Origin of the sequence: Amycolatopsis sp. M39 (assembly GCF_001651785.1) — a bacterium.
GTDB classification, from domain to species: Bacteria; Actinomycetota; Actinomycetes; order Mycobacteriales; family Pseudonocardiaceae; genus Amycolatopsis; species Amycolatopsis rubida.
In genome coordinates this window covers 120410-136621 of the sequence record NZ_LWSF01000013.1, presented here as the reverse complement: position 1 = coordinate 136621, position 16212 = coordinate 120410, and the positions used below count along the sequence as shown (strand labels likewise).

12 protein-coding genes, 1 other RNA gene and 2 pseudogenes are annotated in these 16212 nt (G+C 69.8%); 5 read left to right on the top strand and 10 right to left on the bottom strand.

Annotation, left to right across the window (positions count from 1 at the left end; genetic code table 11):
• The 6 genes and pseudogenes from A4R44_RS50745 to rnpB all read right to left on the bottom strand — a co-directional run.
• A pseudogene (locus tag A4R44_RS50745) lies at positions 1-1084 on the bottom strand (magnesium transporter); the annotation flags it as partial.
• Between the two features lie 46 nt (positions 1085-1130).
• Positions 1131-4095: pseudogene (locus A4R44_RS26020) on the bottom strand (ATP-binding protein).
• Positions 4096-4098: 3 nt separating this feature from the next.
• Complete coding sequence (locus A4R44_RS26015) at positions 4099-4587, bottom strand: hypothetical protein (protein WP_067586010.1); 489 nt, start codon at positions 4585-4587, stop codon at positions 4099-4101.
• 12 nt (positions 4588-4599) lie between these two features.
• Complete coding sequence (locus A4R44_RS26010; RefSeq protein ID WP_009073098.1) at positions 4600-4866, bottom strand: hypothetical protein; 267 nt, start codon at positions 4864-4866, stop codon at positions 4600-4602.
• Positions 4867-5347: 481 nt separating this feature from the next.
• Positions 5348-6205, bottom strand: coding sequence for a hypothetical protein (locus A4R44_RS26005; RefSeq protein WP_067586008.1), 858 nt, complete (start codon positions 6203-6205; stop codon positions 5348-5350).
• Between the two features lie 22 nt (positions 6206-6227).
• Positions 6228-6620, bottom strand: an RNA gene (gene rnpB, locus A4R44_RS26000) — RNase P RNA component class A.
• Between the two features lie 110 nt (positions 6621-6730).
• Between rnpB and sfnG the strand changes: the two genes are divergently transcribed.
• Positions 6731-7852 (top strand): dimethylsulfone monooxygenase SfnG, encoded by a 1122-nt coding sequence (gene sfnG / locus A4R44_RS25995; protein ID WP_067586005.1) that lies wholly within the window; start codon positions 6731-6733, stop codon positions 7850-7852.
• A gap of 26 nt (positions 7853-7878) precedes the next feature.
• Positions 7879-9108 carry an SLC13 family permease gene (locus A4R44_RS25990; RefSeq protein WP_095213598.1) on the top strand — a complete coding sequence of 410 codons (1230 nt, stop codon included), beginning with the start codon at positions 7879-7881 and terminating at the stop codon, positions 9106-9108.
• A gap of 445 nt (positions 9109-9553) precedes the next feature.
• Here A4R44_RS25990 and A4R44_RS25985 read toward each other — a convergent pair whose 3' ends face one another.
• The 4 genes from A4R44_RS25985 to A4R44_RS25970 all read right to left on the bottom strand — a co-directional run bounded on the left by A4R44_RS25985 (position 9554) and on the right by A4R44_RS25970 (position 14194).
• Entirely contained in the window at positions 9554-11299 is a 1746-nt protein-coding gene (locus A4R44_RS25985; RefSeq protein ID WP_067586001.1) for a hypothetical protein, read from the bottom strand.
• 182 nt (positions 11300-11481) lie between these two features.
• Positions 11482-12624 (bottom strand): bifunctional RNase H/acid phosphatase, encoded by a 1143-nt coding sequence (locus A4R44_RS25980; RefSeq protein WP_067585998.1) that lies wholly within the window; start codon positions 12622-12624, stop codon positions 11482-11484.
• Positions 12621-13358, bottom strand: coding sequence for a zinc ribbon domain-containing protein (locus A4R44_RS25975; RefSeq protein WP_067585995.1), 738 nt, complete (start codon positions 13356-13358; stop codon positions 12621-12623). The genes A4R44_RS25980 and A4R44_RS25975 overlap by 4 nt, the downstream gene beginning before the upstream one ends.
• A gap of 17 nt (positions 13359-13375) precedes the next feature.
• The gene (locus A4R44_RS25970; protein WP_067585992.1) at positions 13376-14194 is read right to left on the bottom strand and encodes a Nif3-like dinuclear metal center hexameric protein; all 819 of its coding nucleotides are present in this window, start codon (positions 14192-14194) and stop codon (positions 13376-13378) included.
• A 40-nt stretch (positions 14195-14234) separates the two neighbouring features.
• Between A4R44_RS25970 and A4R44_RS25965 the strand changes: the two genes are divergently transcribed.
• From A4R44_RS25965 to A4R44_RS25955, 3 genes are all read left to right on the top strand, one after another.
• On the top strand, positions 14235-14696 hold the full coding sequence (locus tag A4R44_RS25965; RefSeq protein ID WP_067585990.1) for a low molecular weight protein-tyrosine-phosphatase: 462 nt from the start codon (positions 14235-14237) through the stop codon (positions 14694-14696).
• 48 nt (positions 14697-14744) lie between these two features.
• On the top strand, positions 14745-15575 hold the full coding sequence (locus A4R44_RS25960; RefSeq protein WP_067585987.1) for an SURF1 family protein: 831 nt from the start codon (positions 14745-14747) through the stop codon (positions 15573-15575).
• Positions 15576-15642: 67 nt separating this feature from the next.
• Positions 15643-16212: FMN-binding negative transcriptional regulator (locus A4R44_RS25955; protein WP_067585984.1), on the top strand; the 570-nt coding region annotated here is incomplete at its 3' end.

The following is a 16212-nucleotide window of genomic DNA, read 5'->3' as shown; positions in this document are numbered from 1 at the left end:
TGGCCAGCAGCTGGAAGAGCGAGTAGACGATGCTCTGGCCCAGCGCGAGGAACCCGGCACCGGTGCGGCCGCCCGACTCGCCGGTGAAGTAGCCGGTGGCGGGGCCGAGTTTGGTGGAGATGTCTTTGAAGGCGGCCTTTTTGGCGTCGACGACGTTCTGCTTGCCGTCGTCGCCGTTCACCAGCTGATCACGGGTGAAGGCCTGCGCGTCCAGCAACGGCCTGCCGTATTGCTGGGCCTGCGGAGCGGTGGGCGAACCGAACTCGCCGCGCAGCCAGTTGTCGTAGACGACCTGGTTGTGCAGGTCCGTGGGCAGGATGTCGCGCACGATCCGGTCCTGCGACGAATCGACGAATCCCGCCTGGATGTTGGTGGTCGTCTGGACGATCGCTTTGTCGATCGGATCGAAATATCTCAGCATCGCCAACGAGGACGCCGCCAGCCAGACCCCGGCCATCGCGTAGAGCGCCCGCTTGCTGACCCCGGCGAGGTCGCCGCGCCAGATGTTGCGGAACAACATGATCGACAAGATCAGCGCGACCAGGCCGAACAGCTGCGCGTAGATGTTGTTGTAGACCTTTTCCGCGCCCGACTTCACCGCGTTGTAAATCGGGTTCAGCAGACCGCCCTCGAGGACGGTGTAGTGCAGCGAGTTCGTGGCGCCGACGATGTTCTTGCCGACGTTGAACAGCTGGTTCCCAGCCCAGGTGTCGATGGTCGAGCTGGGGGACGCGATGGCGGAGAGCGCGGTGCAGTTGGTCTGGTAGGTGTTCCAGACCATGCCCGCGTAGCTGTAGTCGATGTAGGCGCTTTGGGGCTCGCCGTGCCCCTCCGGCGGGTCGAGCGCGCCGACCATGCCCGCCCCCGGCCGCTCCGGGTTCGGCGATTCCCCGCAGGCGGCCGCATTGGCCGATGGGGCGAACAGCACGGTCTGCAGCCCGATCACCGCCACCACCGCCAGCAGCGACGCACGCCTGCTGGGACGGCGACCGCCCGGTTTCGGGCCTTCCTTGACGCGTTTGCGCAGCGCGTGCCAGCCGGCCGCGAACGCGAGGACGAACGCCAGCGTGAAGACGGTGTTCACGCAGGCCTCCTCACGGCCGGCGCGGGCCGGGCCGGATCACCGGCGGTCATGCGGCATCCCTGCCGGTTCCGCCGCCCTTGCCGCCGGCGCGGGCGTGCCGGTCCTCCTGCTCTCCGTTGCGCACTGCACCCTCCACCTCGCCGGTTTCCGACGCGAGCGGGTCCGGCGAGCCCAGCAGCTGCTCGTCGGCGAGCCCGACCTCGAGTTCCGCCTGGAGTTCGAAGTCGTGTTCCAGCTCTTCGTCCTCCGGTGGGGCGGGGACGTACGGCTTGGCCTCGTCCTCGTGGGGTACCACGAGTTCGCCGCCGGGTTTGCCGCGCGCGTCGGGCGAGCCCGGGGTGGTGTCCATGACCGCGCGCAACGGGTCGAGATGCGGGCCGGAGAAGTCGACGCGGATGCGTTCCACGCCGCCGGCTCCGTCGCCGAAGATGAACTGCCGGGGCTCCATGTCGCGTTCCAGCCCGCGCTGGGCGCCGGGGCGGCGGCCGAGCGCGGCGACGACCTGCTCGTAGCCCACGCCGACCGGGACCTTCAGCAGCCGCAGCGCGTCCGCCTGGGCGTCGTCGTCGTCGAGACGGCCGACGAACACCGAGTCCAGCAGCGCCACGAAACCCTGGATCTTCAGGAAGTCCGCCGGGATCTGCGAGGACAGCAGCACCCGGACGTTCCACTTCCGCGAGTCACGCGCGAACCGGTTCATCAGCACGCGCCCGGTCGGCACCTCGGACAGGAAGAACGCCTCGTCGATCCAGACGCCCTTGCGCAGTTCCTTCGGCTTCTCATACACCGACCGCTGGGTCAGCCACGCCGCGAGGTTCAGCATTTCCACGCCGAGCGATTCGGCGTCGGTCCAGTACTCGCGCGGCACGCCGTCCTTCGGCAGGGTCAGCCCCGCCATGGTCAGCACGGTCATCCGGTCGTCGCGGGTCTCGGCGTAGGGGTCCGCGTCGGTTTCCGGGATCAGCAGCGCCATCCGCTCGCGCATCTCGTCCAGGAAGTCCGCCACCACGACCGCGTGCTCGTGGTGCTCGCTCGAATCCCGCCGCAGCGCGTCGATGACCTGGCCGGGGTCGGCGTCGAACCGGCCGCCGACCGCGCGGACCGCGCGCAGCAGCACGATCCGGGTCTGCGCCATCCGCGACACCTCGTACGGCAGCACGCCGGTGAGCACGTCGAGCACGAGCCGCCGCCGGGTGGCTCCGGCCAGCGCCTTTTCGCGCCGCCACGAGCGTTCCGGGTCCTCCTCGTCCATGAAGTGCTCGATCAGCGGATCGGCGACCACGCGGTAGGGGTTGAGGATGCCCGGCTGGGCGTTGAGCAGGTTGATCGGGCGCGCGTATGGCCGGATCTCCGGCAGGTCGCACAGCCGCGACAGCGGGCCGGACGGGTCGAGGATCGTCCAGTGCGCACCGGCCCGCAGCGTCTTGTAGACGATGCCGCCGCCGAGGAACGACTTGCCGCCGCCGAGCCCGGCGACCATCGCGGTGAGACCCGATNCCCGATCCGTCGCGGATTTCCTGCGCCATCCACGGGTCCCAGGCCACCGGCCGCCGCGTCGCGGTGACGGTTTCGCCGAGCAGGATGCCGCGCCGGTCGCCGACCTCCGCGGTCGCGGTGGGCACCGCCGAAGCCGTCCACACCACCGAACCGCGGCGCATGTACGCGCCCGAGGCCAGCGGTTCGCCCGGGATGAACTCCCTGGCCATCGCGTACTGCGCTTCCGGATGTTCGATGGCGATCTTCGGCTTGTACAGGTCCAGCAGCTGCTGGGCCAGCCGCAGCGCGTCGCGCTCGGTCGGACCGGACACCGCGAGGCGCCACCACGACCGCACGCGCGTGGCCAGCGCGGTGAAGCCCGACGTCATCTCGTCGTCGATCTCCAGCACCCGGCCCGCTTGCCGGGCCAGCGACTGCGGCGGTTCCAGCTCGTGCTCGTCGGTGTAGTGCTTGACCTGCGAGCGGACCTTGTTCATCTGCCGCTGCAGTTCCCCGGACACCTCTTCGGGACGCCGCACGTAGATCCGCGCGGACACCTCGACCGCCGCGGGCAGCCGGTCCGCGTGCTGGATCCACGGGTCGTCGACCTCGGGGATCTGCAGCCCGTGCATCTGACCGACGGTGAGCACCGCGAGATGCCGCGACACGCCCGCATTCGACCCGGTACGGCCGCGCACGGTGACCGTGGGCGCGTACGGGTCGGCGTGGAAATCAGCCGCGTCGGTGAAGCTGGCGAGGTCCTCGGGCTCCCACGCCGCGCCCGGCACCGCGGGCATGTTCCGCGGCGCGGGCAGGCCGAGCGAGCACGAGCGGTGCATCAGCCAGGACATCTCCTCGGCGTGCACCGGACGGCCTTCCAGCCCGGCGCTGCCGATGACCTGGTCGAGGTGCTCGATCTCGGAGTCGAGCGCGGCCAGTTCGGCGTCGACCGCCTCGGGCAGGATCCGGCGCAGCACCGGCGCGGCGCGTTCGACCGCGCGGTCCACCATGCGCCGGGTCTGCACCTGGACGCCGAGGTAGACCTCTTTTTCCGCCATCGAGCGACCCATCAGCTGCTGCTGCTCGCCGATCAGGTAGTCGTCGAACGACAGCGCGCCCGGCACGTCGTTCGGCCTGCCGACCGCGTTGTACACGTGCGCCTCGGCCCACATCCGGATCGGGTACGGCCGGTTCGTGACGCGCAGGTGCAGCCAGCGGCCCTGCAGTTCGGCGTACTGGCCCGCGATGGCCGCGATCAGGTCGCGGCGCTGCGAATCGGAACGGAACGACCAGCGCTGCGGCGCGAGCCGGTACCAGGCGTACACCTCGTACCCGGTCCGCAGCAGGTGCCCGTCGATGCTGCGCGCGGCGATCGACGGCGTGTACGCCGGTATCGCCTGTTCACCGGGCAGCCTGCGGCCCTTGCCGCCGGACTTGCTGCCGCCGGACGGCGGACGGCCCTGCGGAGGCGCGTTCCACGCACCGGCAGGGACGTCTTGCTCCCGCTTCCCTCGGCTTCCGCCGCGACCGAACAACGACTACCTCCCGGCCCGAGCCGCGGGGCGGCTCCGGCGCGCTCGTGGTGCTCCCTGTTTCCCGGCACTCGTGCCAGCACCGCGACGCGGGTCGCGGTGCTGGTACTGCCGCCTTCTCTTGTGCTTCGGCAGCGGGCGCCGCGCCCGCACCCGGACCCGGCTGGCGCTCACCGCGCCGCCCGCGCCCGAGGTCCGTTCTCTCGGCGCGCGCAGTTCCTGGCCCATCATCGCGATCACCGCGCCCAGCGGGCGCTCGTGGCTGATCTTGGCGGTGATCAGCCTGGTGATCACGATCGTGGCCACGAACGCCCACGCCGTGGAGAAAAACCCGAAACTCCAGCCGAGCCACCGCTCCACGGTGAGCACGACCAGGAAGACCGGAATGCCGACGAGCCATGCCACATATCGGGCTCGCCAGGGAAAAGTCGCCTTCGGCGGGCCGAGCCACACGGCATCGACCCGGTACACCTCGTCATCGGTCCTGATCCGCACGCCTGCCCCGCCTCAGCCGGTGAACAGGCCGGCGATCCACTGGCCCACGTTCACGCCCGCGCCACTGACCGCGAGCCCGATGATCGCGAGCGCGATGACCACGCCGGCGAGCCGCCGCATGACCCCCGCGTTGTCGCCCTTGCCGCCGCCGAGCCACAGCAGCAGCAGGGCCACCGCGAGCAGCACGAGCGGGATGATGTTGTCGAGCAGCCAGGTCCGGACGTTGCCGGTGCTGATCCCTTCGGCCACAAACGTCTCGAGGGCGGTCATGCTGGTCATCGCGATACTCCCGGTGCACGGCGGGTGCCGCGCTGTTCTGGCTTCGGCGAAGCTACGAACACCATCATGGCGTTACAAGGGGTAATGGTCAAAGCGCGCTGCGTAGATAGTCGGTAGCTGTCGACTTGTGGTCAATGGGCGGGTACTGCGGTCCGATGGTCAGGATTCCTCGCCCTCCATCATCGTGGCAAGGGTGCTTCGGAATAACCCAAGCCACCCGGATTGCGCAGTGTTCCGGCGGTGCGGCTCCGCATATCGTGCGGCGCTCACTCTCGGTGCGCCCCGGACCGGCGTGTCGGGCAGGCACCAGTGTGGCATGCCCCGATCGGCGTTCCGCCGCGAGTCCGGTGAGTGACAACCGGACTGGAAAACACTTTGGAATTGATCACTCTCCGATGCGATAACGGTCACCGTCGCGTCCGATCTGCGCATTTGTTCACTACAAAGCGTGATGCCGGGCAGTTCCGGACCGTCTCCCGGATCAGGGCCGGAACGCCGCGCTCGGGATCGCGCCCGCTTCGATCACCCGGCGGCTGAGCGGGGCGCACAGCTGCTCCAGCCGGGCCGTCTTCTCCTCGCCGAGGTGCTGCCACGGACCCTGTGCCGCCGCGTTCGTCGCCAGCTCGACGCGTTCGCGGAACGCCAGCCCGTGTTCGGTGAGCGCGCCGCCGCTGTCGAGGATTCCGTCGGCGGTCAGCCGGGCCGCGGCGGCGGCCCACTCCTCGTCGCTCCAGCCGCGGGTGCGCTTGGCGGTGTCCGGCGGGGTGCCGTTCGTGGTCGCGCTGTGCGTGACCAGTGCTTCGAGGCCTGGCAGGCCGTTCGTGGTCAACGCCGCGACGTGCCCGTCTCCGCGGTGCTCGCGCAGCAGGGTGATCGCGTGCCAGAGCGCGAGATGCGGCTGTTCGGGCCAATCCAGGTCCGCGTGCGCGGCGTAGAGCGGACGCCCTTCCGGACGGCAGCCCTCGGTGGCTTCCCGGACAAGCTCGGCGGCTTCGGCGACCTCCGCGGACGCCAGCGTCTCGTCGCCGAACAGCCTGCGGTAGATCTCGTCGACGGCGGCGAGCCGGGCTTCCAGCACGGTTTCGGGAGTGGCGATCGTCCAGACGCGCGGGACGACGTGGGCGATCAGGCTGGGGCTGAAGCTGTAGAAGGTGGCGGTGACCGTGCCCGCTCCCACCCGGCCCATCGCCGCGGCGCGGCTGGCGAAGTAGGTCATCGACCCCGGCTTGAGCCCGGCGGCGGCGAGCCGCTGCTGAGTCTCTGGCGCGAAGTAGACGGGGGCGTGCAGAGCGTCGAAGGTGGTCCGGAAGGCGACAGCGGCGGCGACGGCTTGACCCATGCGCCCGATCGTAGCGATCGGGCGGACGAGCTGGCATGTAAGCCGGATCCTGTTCCCGGGCCGCCTCGCGGCGGACCGGGCGACGGTCATCCATCTCGGCCTGCCGTCGCCGGCAGGCTCCAGCGGCCTACCCGCAGGCATCGGGCGGGCCGCCCTCGATCGCCTGCGCAGGAGCGAACTCCCTCTTGGCCTTGCTCCGGGTGGGGTTTACCGAGCCATCCCGGTCACCCGGGATGCTGGTGGTCTCTTACACCACCGTTTCACCCTTACCCCCGTCGCGAGACGGGGGCGGTCTGTTTTCTGTGGCACTGTCCCGCGGGTCGCCCCGGGTTGCCGTTAGCAACCACCCTGCCCTGCGGAGTCCGGACTTTCCTCGGACCGGGAGAACCCGGGCCGCGACCGTCCTGCCAGCTCGTCCGCCGGAGCAGCGTACCCGGAAGACCGCGCGGCCCCGGGCACCGGCTGGCACATTCCACCGCGTGGACGCGTTTGGCCCGGCGCCCGGCCGCTGTTTCACTCCCCGGCATGACCGCACCCGAACCCCTGAAATTCGCCTACTGGGTCCCGAATGTGAGCGGCGGCCTGGTCACCAGCGACATCGAACAGCGCACCGACTGGGGCTACGAGTACAACCGCGATCTGGCCGTGCTCGCCGAGCACAACGGCTTCGAATACGCGCTCACCCAGGTCCGCTACACCGCCAGCTACGGTGCCGCATACCAGCACGAATCCACCGGTTTCAGCCTGGCGCTGCTGCTCGCGACCCAGCGGCTGAAGGTCATCGCGGCCGTCCATCCCGGACTGTGGCAGCCCGGCGTGCTCGCGAAGTTCATCGCCAGCGCGGACGTCATCTCCGGCGGCCGGGCCGCGGTGAACGTGGTCAGCGGCTGGTTCAAAGACGAGTTCACCGGACTCGGCGAACCGTGGCTCGAACACGACGAGCGCTACCGCCGCTCGGAAGAATTCATCCGCGTGCTCAAGGAATTGTGGACCGACGACCACGCCGAGTTCGGCGGCGATTTCTACCGGATCCACGATTTCGACCTCGAACCCAAACCGGTCGCCGGTCCCGGACGGCCGCATCCGGAGGTCTTCCAGGGCGGCAACTCCACCGCGGCGCGCAAGCTGGCCGGGCGCGTTTCGGACTGGTATTTCAGCAACGGCAAGGACTTCGACGGTTTCAGTGAACAGGTCGACGAGGTGCGCGGGTATGCCGCCGAGAACGACCACGCGGTGCGGTTCGGGCTCAACGGCTTCGTCATCGCCCGCGAGACCGAAGCCGAGGCGCGCGAGGTTTTGCGGGAGATCGTGGCGAAGGCGAACGTGCCCGCCGTCGAAGGATTCCGCTCGGCGGTCAACCAGGCCGGGAAGTCCACTTCGGACACGAAGGGCATGTGGGCGGATTCGGAGTTCGCGGACCTGGTGCAGTACAACGACGGATTCCGGACCGGGTTGATCGGGACGCCGGAACAGATCGCGGGCCGGGCGATCGAGTACAAAAAGCGCGGCGCGAACCTGCTGCTGCTCGGGTTTTTGCACTACCTGGAGGACGTCGAGCACTTCGGCCGGGTGGTGCTGCCGGTGATCCGGGAGAAGGAGCGGGTGCTCGACCGCGGCGCGGGAGTCCCGGAACCGGCGGGGATCTGAGTTCTCGCGGCGGCTAGCGTTCGGGGGTGAACGGTGCCCTCTCACTGCTGCTTCTGGCCGGAACGCTGTGGTTCGCCATGGCGCGTCCGCGCGGTCTGCCGGAAGCTGTCGTCGCGGTCCCCGCCGCCGGTGTCGTCCTCGCGCTCGGCCTGATTTCACCGCACGAAGCAGGCGAGCGGGTCGTCCAGATGCTGCCGACGATGGGCTTTCTCGCCGCGATCCTGCTGGTCAGCCACCTTGCTGCGACGGAAGGCGTCTTCACCTGGCTAGGTGCCGAGCTAGCCGAGATCTGCCGCGGACGGCAACCTCGGCTCCTGCTGCTCACCTTCGCCGCGGCAGCGATCGTCACCGCCGTGCTCAGCCTCGATGCCACTGTCGTCCTGCTGACCCCGGTCATCCTCGCCACCGCCGCCGAACTGGAACTCACCGCGCGGCCGCACGTCTACGCGTGCGCGCACCTGGCCAACTCGGCGTCCACGCTCTTCCCCGTCTCGAACCTGACGAACCTGCTCGCCTTCACCGCTTCCGGCCTCACCTTCGCCGGTTTCACCGCGCTGATGGCGTTGCCCTGGCTGGTCACCCTCGCTGTCGAACTCGCCGCGTTCGCCTGGTTTTTCCGCAAGGATCTTCGCGAACCGGCCAGCACTCGTCAGCCCGAACACCGGGAAGCGCCGGTCTTCGCCCTCATCGTGCTGGCGGTCATGCTGGCCGGCTTCGCGACCGGACAACTGGTGCACGTCGAGCCGGTCTGGATCGCCGCGCTGACCGCGCTCGTCCTGGCCGCGAAAGCCTTGGCAAAGCGGAAGATCCGGCCTTGGCAGGTGCTCACCGAAGCCTCTCCGCTGCTGGTACTCTTCGTACTCGCGCTGGCGGTGGTGGTCGAAGCGGTCGACGAACACGTCCTCGGCGGCCTGCTGCGCGCTCTCCTGCCGACAACCGCCGGGCTGCCCGAACTGCTCCTCGCCGCAGCCATCGCGGCCGTGCTGGCGAACCTCGTCAACAACCTGCCCGCGACGCTGATCCTGCTGTCCGTCCTCGGCCCGCACCCGAACCAGGGCGTGCTGCTCGCGGTGCTGCTGGGCGTGAACATCGGCCCGAACGCGACGTACCTCGGTTCGCTGGCGACGCTGTTGTGGCGACGGGTTGTCGTCCGGCATGGGCAGCATCCGCCGGTGCGGGAATTCCTGAAGCTCGGCGCACTCACGACACCGCTGTCGTTGGTAGCGGCGACGTGCGCGCTGTGGCTGGTGTTCTAGCCCCGAGGCGCGATCGTGCTGCCGCGCGACACGGCGCTTCTGCCGCGACGCGTCACCTTCCTGCCCGGACGCCATCCGCCCGTGCGGAAATTCCTCAAGCTCAGCTTCCTGCCCGGACGCCATCCGCCCGTGCGGAAATTCCTCAAGCTCAGNTCCTGCCCGGACGCCATCCGCCCGTGCGGAAATTCCTCAAGCTCAGCGCACTCACGACACCGCTGACTGGCAGTGGCGACGTGCGCGCTGTGGCTGGTGTTCTAGCCGCGCCGCGCGGCAACGTCGGGCCACGCCGCCGAGACCGTCGCCGAACCGCCGCGCCTCCACGCTCACCATCGTGACTCGCAGTTCGCGCACGCTGCTCCTGGCCGGTAGGCGAATTCCTCAACCTCGGCGCACTCACCACACCACTCTCGCTGGCAGCGGCGACATGCGCGCTATGGCCGGTGCTCTAACCCCGAGGCGCGATCGTGCTCCCCCGCGACAACGTCGGACCACAGTCATCCAGCCCATCGCCGAACCGCTGCGCCTCGACGTCCATCATCGTCACCTGCGCGTAGTGCTGAACCGCCGCGAGCTTCGCCGGATCGGTCACCGCGTCCTTGCGGACGAAGTCGCCGTTGCGCTTGCCGGGGCCGGGGTAGACGAGGATCGGCAGGTAGTCCCGGTCGATGCGCGGGTCGACGGTGATGCCGTTGCCGTCCGCCCACGGGCCCCACGAGTGGATGAAAGTCGGCTTGACCGTGTCGAACACGTAGTCGCGCAGGCCGGCGATGTCTTCCTTGTGCGTGAGGTCCGCGATCGGCGCGTTGACGAGGCCGGCCATGTCGACCAGTTCGAGCCTGCTGGTCATCGACGAGCCGCCGAGGTCCGGCAGGAGCAGCGACGCGTGCTGGAGGCCGAGCATGTCCGCGTAGGTGTTGAAGCCGCGGCCGAAGCGGTCGGCGATCAGGCACGCCGGCACGGTCGGGCTCTTGACGAATTCCTCGTCGTGCCCCGCGAAGCCGATCGCCGACGGGATCGACGCGGCCACCAGCACGAGCGCCGCGACCGCTCGCCACTGCACCTTCGGCAGCGAACGCAGCAGCTCGGCGAAGGCCATGACGCCGCACAGCGTGCCGAGCACCCACACCGGCGTCGCGAAGCGGTACTGCGCCATCCAGTCCGGGACCATCACGCCGTACGCGATCACGCCGAGCACGAGCGGCGTGACCAGCCCGATCAACGGACGCCGCCACGGTGCCTTGACCAGCGCCCACACGACCGCGGCGACCAGCACGAGCGTCAGCGCGATGCCGAGGTACTCGACCAGCTGGTGCGGCCGGATGATCGAGGCGAACGTCGGCAGGCCCTGCTTCTTGGCGACCGACGGGTTGGCCAGCAGCCGGTGGAATTCCGTGTAGCGCCACACGACGTACCCGCCGAACAGCACGGCGAAGGCCGCGACGGACACCAGCGCGGACCGGAAGCTGGGCCAGAATCCCTCGCGCTTCACGCCGAACAGCAGGACGATCGGGTACGCGCTGGCGTAGATCAGGCCTTCCGGCCGGGTCAGCGCGGCCGCGGCGACGAGCACGCCGGCGACGATCGCGACCTTGAACGAGAGCGAGTTTTCCTTGCGCAGCGCGGTGAACAGCAGCGCGGCCAGCGCGGTGGTGAAGAACGCGAACAGCGAATTCTCCAGGCCGGAGACCACCCAGATCACGAACGACGGGATCGCCGCCAGCCCGAGGCCGGTCGCCAGCGTGATCGCCCACGCGTGCCTGCGGAACACCTGGCGGGCCACCAGGTGGCACAGCACCAGGATGCCCGCGGTGAACAACAGGCCCAGCAGCTTGGGGAACAGCACGTAGTCCGGGATGCCGAACAGCAGGCCCTTGTCGAACAGCCCGGCGACCTTGCCCAGCGCGAGCAGGATCATCCAGGTCGGGTCGGAGAAGCCCTCCACCGGCGGCGCGCCGGGGGCCAGCACCGGGCCGAGTCCTTCGGCGACGCTGCGCGAGTAGGAGAACGTGATGGCCGCGTCGTCGACGATCCAGTGCCCGTAGCGCGTGGCGTGCCAGGCGACCGCGGCTACTCCGGCCAGCACCGCCAGCGTCGACGCCAGCCAGCTGAGCTTGAACCGCGAGGGCGGATCGGTCGTCTCCTCCCCCGGCAGGTCGGGCTCGGATACTGCGGTGAGTGCGCTAGCCGTCATGTCCTCGTCACTGTTTCCACTTGCGGATGCTGCCGAAGAAACGCACGAGCCTGCGCCCCCCTTGAAGTCCCGGCCGGGACCTGCGCCGCGGCGCCGCGGTCGACACCGCACTCTAGCCAATACCTCATCCGGGCCGGTTCACACGTCATCCCCGACCGTGATCCACCTCACATTTGTCCGGTTCAGGACAGATGCGAGATGTCGTTGACCAATCGGACCGAGGCGTTGCCGTCGGGATAGAACTCGACGATCGACAGCGACGCCAGGTCAAGGTGCAGCCGGAACAGCAGCGACGGCCCGGCGTCGAGTGCCATCCGCAGCAGGGTCTTGATCGGCGTCACGTGGCTGACCACGAGCACCGTGCGCCCGTCGTACTGCTCGATGAGGTCGCGCCGGGCCTTGCCGACCCGCTCGTGGACCGCGTCGAAGCTCTCGCCGCCGGGCGGCGGGCACGACGAATCGCTCAGCCAGCAGCGGTGCAGTTCCGGGTCCCGCTCGGCGGCCTCGCCGAAGGTGCGGCCCTCCCATTCGCCGAAATCGGTCTCGATGAGCCCGGGGTGCGTCTCGACCCGGCCGCCGAGCGCGTCGGCGACCGCCTGCGCGGTCTGCTTGGTGCGGATCAGCGGCGACGAAACGATCGGGGCCGGTTCGCCGTCCTCGCCGATCAGGCCGGGCATCGCGGCCAGCCGTTTGGCGGCCGCGGCGGCCTGGCCCCGGCCGTGCTCGGTGAGCGGGACGTCGCCGCGCCCGGAGTAGCGGCGGTCGACCGACATCTCGGTCTGTCCGTGGCGCAGCAGGAGCAGTTTGGTCGGCGTGCCGCTGGCCCCGGTCCAGCCCGCCGGGGACACCCGGTCCGGTTCGGCGGCCTTCGCCCGAGGCCGTACCTCGGCGACCGGGGCGGGCGAGGTCGCGCCGGACCCGGCACTGTCCATGGCGACGTTCGCGAGCCGGTCCGCGTGCGAGTTCTCCGCGCGTGGGATCCAGGTGTAGCCGACCCGCTCGAAGCCCGCCGCGATCTCGCGCGCCTGCGCGGCGAGCGGCTGCAGCGCGGCGTGCTTGATCTTCCAGCGCCCGGACATCTGCTCGACCACGAGCTTCGAATCCATCCGGACGTCCACAACGGACACTCCGAGTTCGGCGGCCGCGGCCAGCCCGGCGACGAGCCCGGAATACTCCGCGACGTTGTTCGTGGCGATGCCGAGGTATTCGTGGCGTTCGGCCAGCACCTCGCCGGTCGCCGCGTCCTTCACGACCGCGCCGTAGCCTGCCGGGCCGGGGTTTCCCCGCGATCCGCCGTCGGCCTCGACGATCGCCCGTTCGGTCACAGGCCCGACTCCAGCGTGCGGACCAGGATCGCGCCGCAGTTGTCGCACTGCACGACGCTGTCCTCGGCCGCGGCCTTGATCTCGGAGATGGTGTTGCGGTCGAGTTCGAGCTGGCAGGCACCGCACCGGCGGGCCCGCAGCAGCGCCGCGCCGATGCCCTTGTGGTCGTAGACGCGGGTGTACAGCTTGAGCAGCGGCTCCGGGAAGCGCGGCAGCAGCTTCGCGCGGTCTTCCTTGCGCCGGGCCTCGGTGGTGTCGAGGTCCTTGAACGCCTCGTCGCGCCGGCCCACGGCGGCCTCGACCGCCTGCACCGCCTTGTCGGCCTCGGCGCTCGTGCGCTGCGCGTCAAGGCCCAGTGCCTCGCGCTGCTCCATCAGCTCCAGCAGGTCGTCCTCAAGCGCGCCCTTGCGGCGGCCGAGCGTCTGCAGCTCGTGCTCGATGTCGGTCATCTGCTTGGCCCCGACCGAACCGGATTCCATCAGCTTGCGGTCGCGGTCCTCGCGCGCCCGCACCGATTCGACCTCTTTCTCCTGCCGGGCGATCTCCCGGTCGAGGTCGGACGTCGCGGTCTCGACCGACACGAGGGCGTCGCGTTTCTCCCGGGCGGTCTTCTCCCCGGCCTCGATCTCGGCGAGCTCGGGCAGAGTGCGGCGGCGGTGCGCGACGCGCGAAAGCTCGGCGTCCACCTTCGCGAGTTCGAGCAGCTGACGCTGGACGGCGGGGTCGGCCTTCACTGTGCTCCCTGATTTAGTTACTGGGCGGTAGCGCGGATGGTCCACGGGTCGGTGCACCGCGTGGAGACGTGAGCTTCGACGGTACCCGCAAAGGCCGCGCCGACAAGGGCCGAGGCCTGTCCGCACCACGGCCACTCGCTGGCCCAGTGCGTGAGACCGACCAGCGCGGGCACGGTGGCCGCGGCGGCGAGGTGTTCGCCAGCGGGATGGTGGCGCAGATCCGCGGTCACGTACGCGTCGACGCCCTCGGCCGTCGCCTTCGCCAAATACGAGTCGCCAGCGCCGCCGGACACCGCGACGGTGCGGATCAGCCGGTCTGGGTCTCCGGCGCCAAGAACGCCCGGCACAGTGACCGGCAACGCGTCGGCGATCCGCTGGACGAACTGCGCGAACGGCTCCGCGGCGGGCAGGTGGCCGATGCGGCCGATCCCGGTGGCACCGCCGGGTTCGTGCGGGTCGAGCGGCCGGTCGACTTCGAGGCCGATGGCTTGCGCGAGCGCGTCGGACACGCCGGGGTCGGCCGAATCGGCGTTGGTGTGCGCGCAGTAGAGCGCGATGCCGCCGCGGATCATGCGGTGCACGAGCGAGCCCTTTGCGGTGTCGGCGGGGACGCCGTGCACGCCGCGCAGCAGCAGCGGATGGTGCGCGACGATCAGCTGCGCACCGGATTCCTCGGCCTCGGCGAGCGTCGCCTCGACCGGGTCGACACAGAACAGCACGCGGCGGACCTCCTCGGCCGGGTCTCCGCAGACGAGCCCGACCGCATCCCAGCTTTCCGCCAGCCGGGGCGGGTAACTGCGTTCGAGGACGGCGATGATCTCGGCTAATGCAGGCACCCGGGGATCCTCGCACGGTCGCTCTGGAACACTGCGAACCATGCCCACGCTGGTGTTTGTCTGCTCCGGAAACATCTGCCGCTCCCCCATGGCAGAGCTCGTCTTCCGCAAGAAGCTCGCCGACGCGGGTCTCGCTGACGCCGTGCGCGTGTCCAGCGCGGGCACCGGTCCGTGGCATGTCGGCGAGAGGGCCGACCGGCGGGCGCGCGCCACGTTGAAGGCGCACGGCTACCCCACCGAGCACATCGCGGCCGAGGTCAGCGACGAAGACCTCGAAGCCGACCTGCTGCTCGCCGCCGACGAGAGTCATCTTGGCTTTCTGCAGTCCCGCGTCGAGGACCCTTCGCGGGTGCGGCTGCTGCGTTCCTTCGACCCGTCCGCCCCGGAAGGCGCCGAGGTGCCGGACCCGTACTACGGCGGCGGCGACGGCTTCGAGGACGTGCTCGGGATGATCGAGCGGAGCGTGCCGGGACTGCTGGACTGGGTCCGCGAACAGGCGTGACGTCCGGTCCGGGTGCGCGCACGGAACGCGACGGCCTACCGTAGAGGGGTGCGGTTGCGGTTTCTGCTCCGGCCGGGATGGCTGGCGTTGACAGTGGTGGTGTTCACCTTCGCCATCTGCTGTTACACGCTGCTGGCCCCGTGGCAGTTCCGCCGCGACGGCGAACAGGTCACCCAGAACAACGCGCTGACCACGTCATTCACCGCGAAGCCCGCGCCCGCGGCGCAGCTGCTGCCGTCCGGGGCGAAGCCGGACAAGAACACCGAGTGGCACCTCGTGTCGATCACCGGCACGTACCTGCCTTCGGCCGAGGTTGTCGCGCGGCTGCGCACTGTGCAGGGCCAAGGTGCGTACGAGGTCCTCACGCCGCTTCGCGCTACTGACGGCACCGTATACCTGATCGACCGCGGCTACGTGGGACTCAGCAGTGACTCCGGCCTGCTCCCGTACGCGGCAGCGCCGGGCGGACAGGTGACGGTCGTCGCGCGCGTGCGAAGCGACGAGACAGACCCGAAGAACCGTGAAGCGTTCGCCGACGCGTCGACGAACGGAAAGCTGCAGAGCTACACCGTCGACTCGCGCGTGGTGGCGAAGTCTTCTGGGCTCACGATCCGGCCCGGGTACTTCCAGCTCGACCAGAACCAGCCTGGCGTGCTCAGCCCGCTGCCGCTGCCGCAGCTCGAATCGGGCCCGTACTTCTCGTATGCGCTGCAGTGGCTGGCGTTCGGCACGATGGCATTGCTGGGCTGGCTGTACTTCACGATCCGCGAACTGCGTCCGGGCGGCGCGCTGACGACCGAGCGTCCGCAGCGCGGCCGGCGCAAGTCCGTCGCGGAGATGCTCGCCGAAGACGAGGACGAGTACACGCCGACCGCCTGAGTGGCCTGGTCGTTTCTCGGGAAGATGGCTCTTTGCCCGGGCCACTTGCCGCACTGATACTGGCGGCATGCTGATCCACCCCTGGGACGCCGCGGACCAGAACGAATGGCGGGAATGGCTCGCCGGACACGATTTCGGCGAACTGGTCGCCGGCGGCCGCGGCCGCGATCTCCCCGTGGTGGTGCCGACGCATTTCGTCTTCGACGGCGACGCGACCGTCCGGCTGCACCTGGCCCGGCCGAATCCGGTGTGGCCGCTGCTGGAGGAACACCCGCGCGCCCTGCTGACGGTGACCGGGGACTACACCTACGTCCGCTCGGACTGGAACACCGACGGCGATCCCGCACTCGGCGTGCCCACGTCGTACTACGCGAGCGTGCAACTGGCCTGCGACGTCCGGCTCGTCGACGATCCTGAGGAGAAGGCCGCGCTGCTGAACCACCAGCTGGCGCACTTCGAACCGGACGGCCAGCGCACCCCAGTGTCCGCTGTGGACGCTCCGGATCGGCGGCTGCTGCCCGGGATTCGCGGCGTCGAGCTGGCCGTGACCGAGGTGCGGGCGAAGTTCAAGTACGGCGGGAACAAGAACTCCGAGGACCGGCAGCGGATCGGGGCACGGCTGGCCGAGAGGGGCGGG

Coding starts and splice junctions, on each gene's coding strand:
- A4R44_RS26010 (WP_009073098.1), bottom strand. CDS start 4,866: ATGACCAGCATGACCGCCCTCGAGACGTTTGTGGCCGAAGGGATCAGC.
- A4R44_RS26005 (WP_067586008.1), bottom strand. CDS start 6,205: ATGGGTCAAGCCGTCGCCGCCGCTGTCGCCTTCCGGACCACCTTCGAC.
- sfnG (WP_067586005.1), top strand. CDS start 6,731: ATGACCGCACCCGAACCCCTGAAATTCGCCTACTGGGTCCCGAATGTG.
- A4R44_RS25985 (WP_067586001.1), bottom strand. CDS start 11,299: ATGACGGCTAGCGCACTCACCGCAGTATCCGAGCCCGACCTGCCGGGG.
- A4R44_RS25965 (WP_067585990.1), top strand. CDS start 14,235: ATGCCCACGCTGGTGTTTGTCTGCTCCGGAAACATCTGCCGCTCCCCC.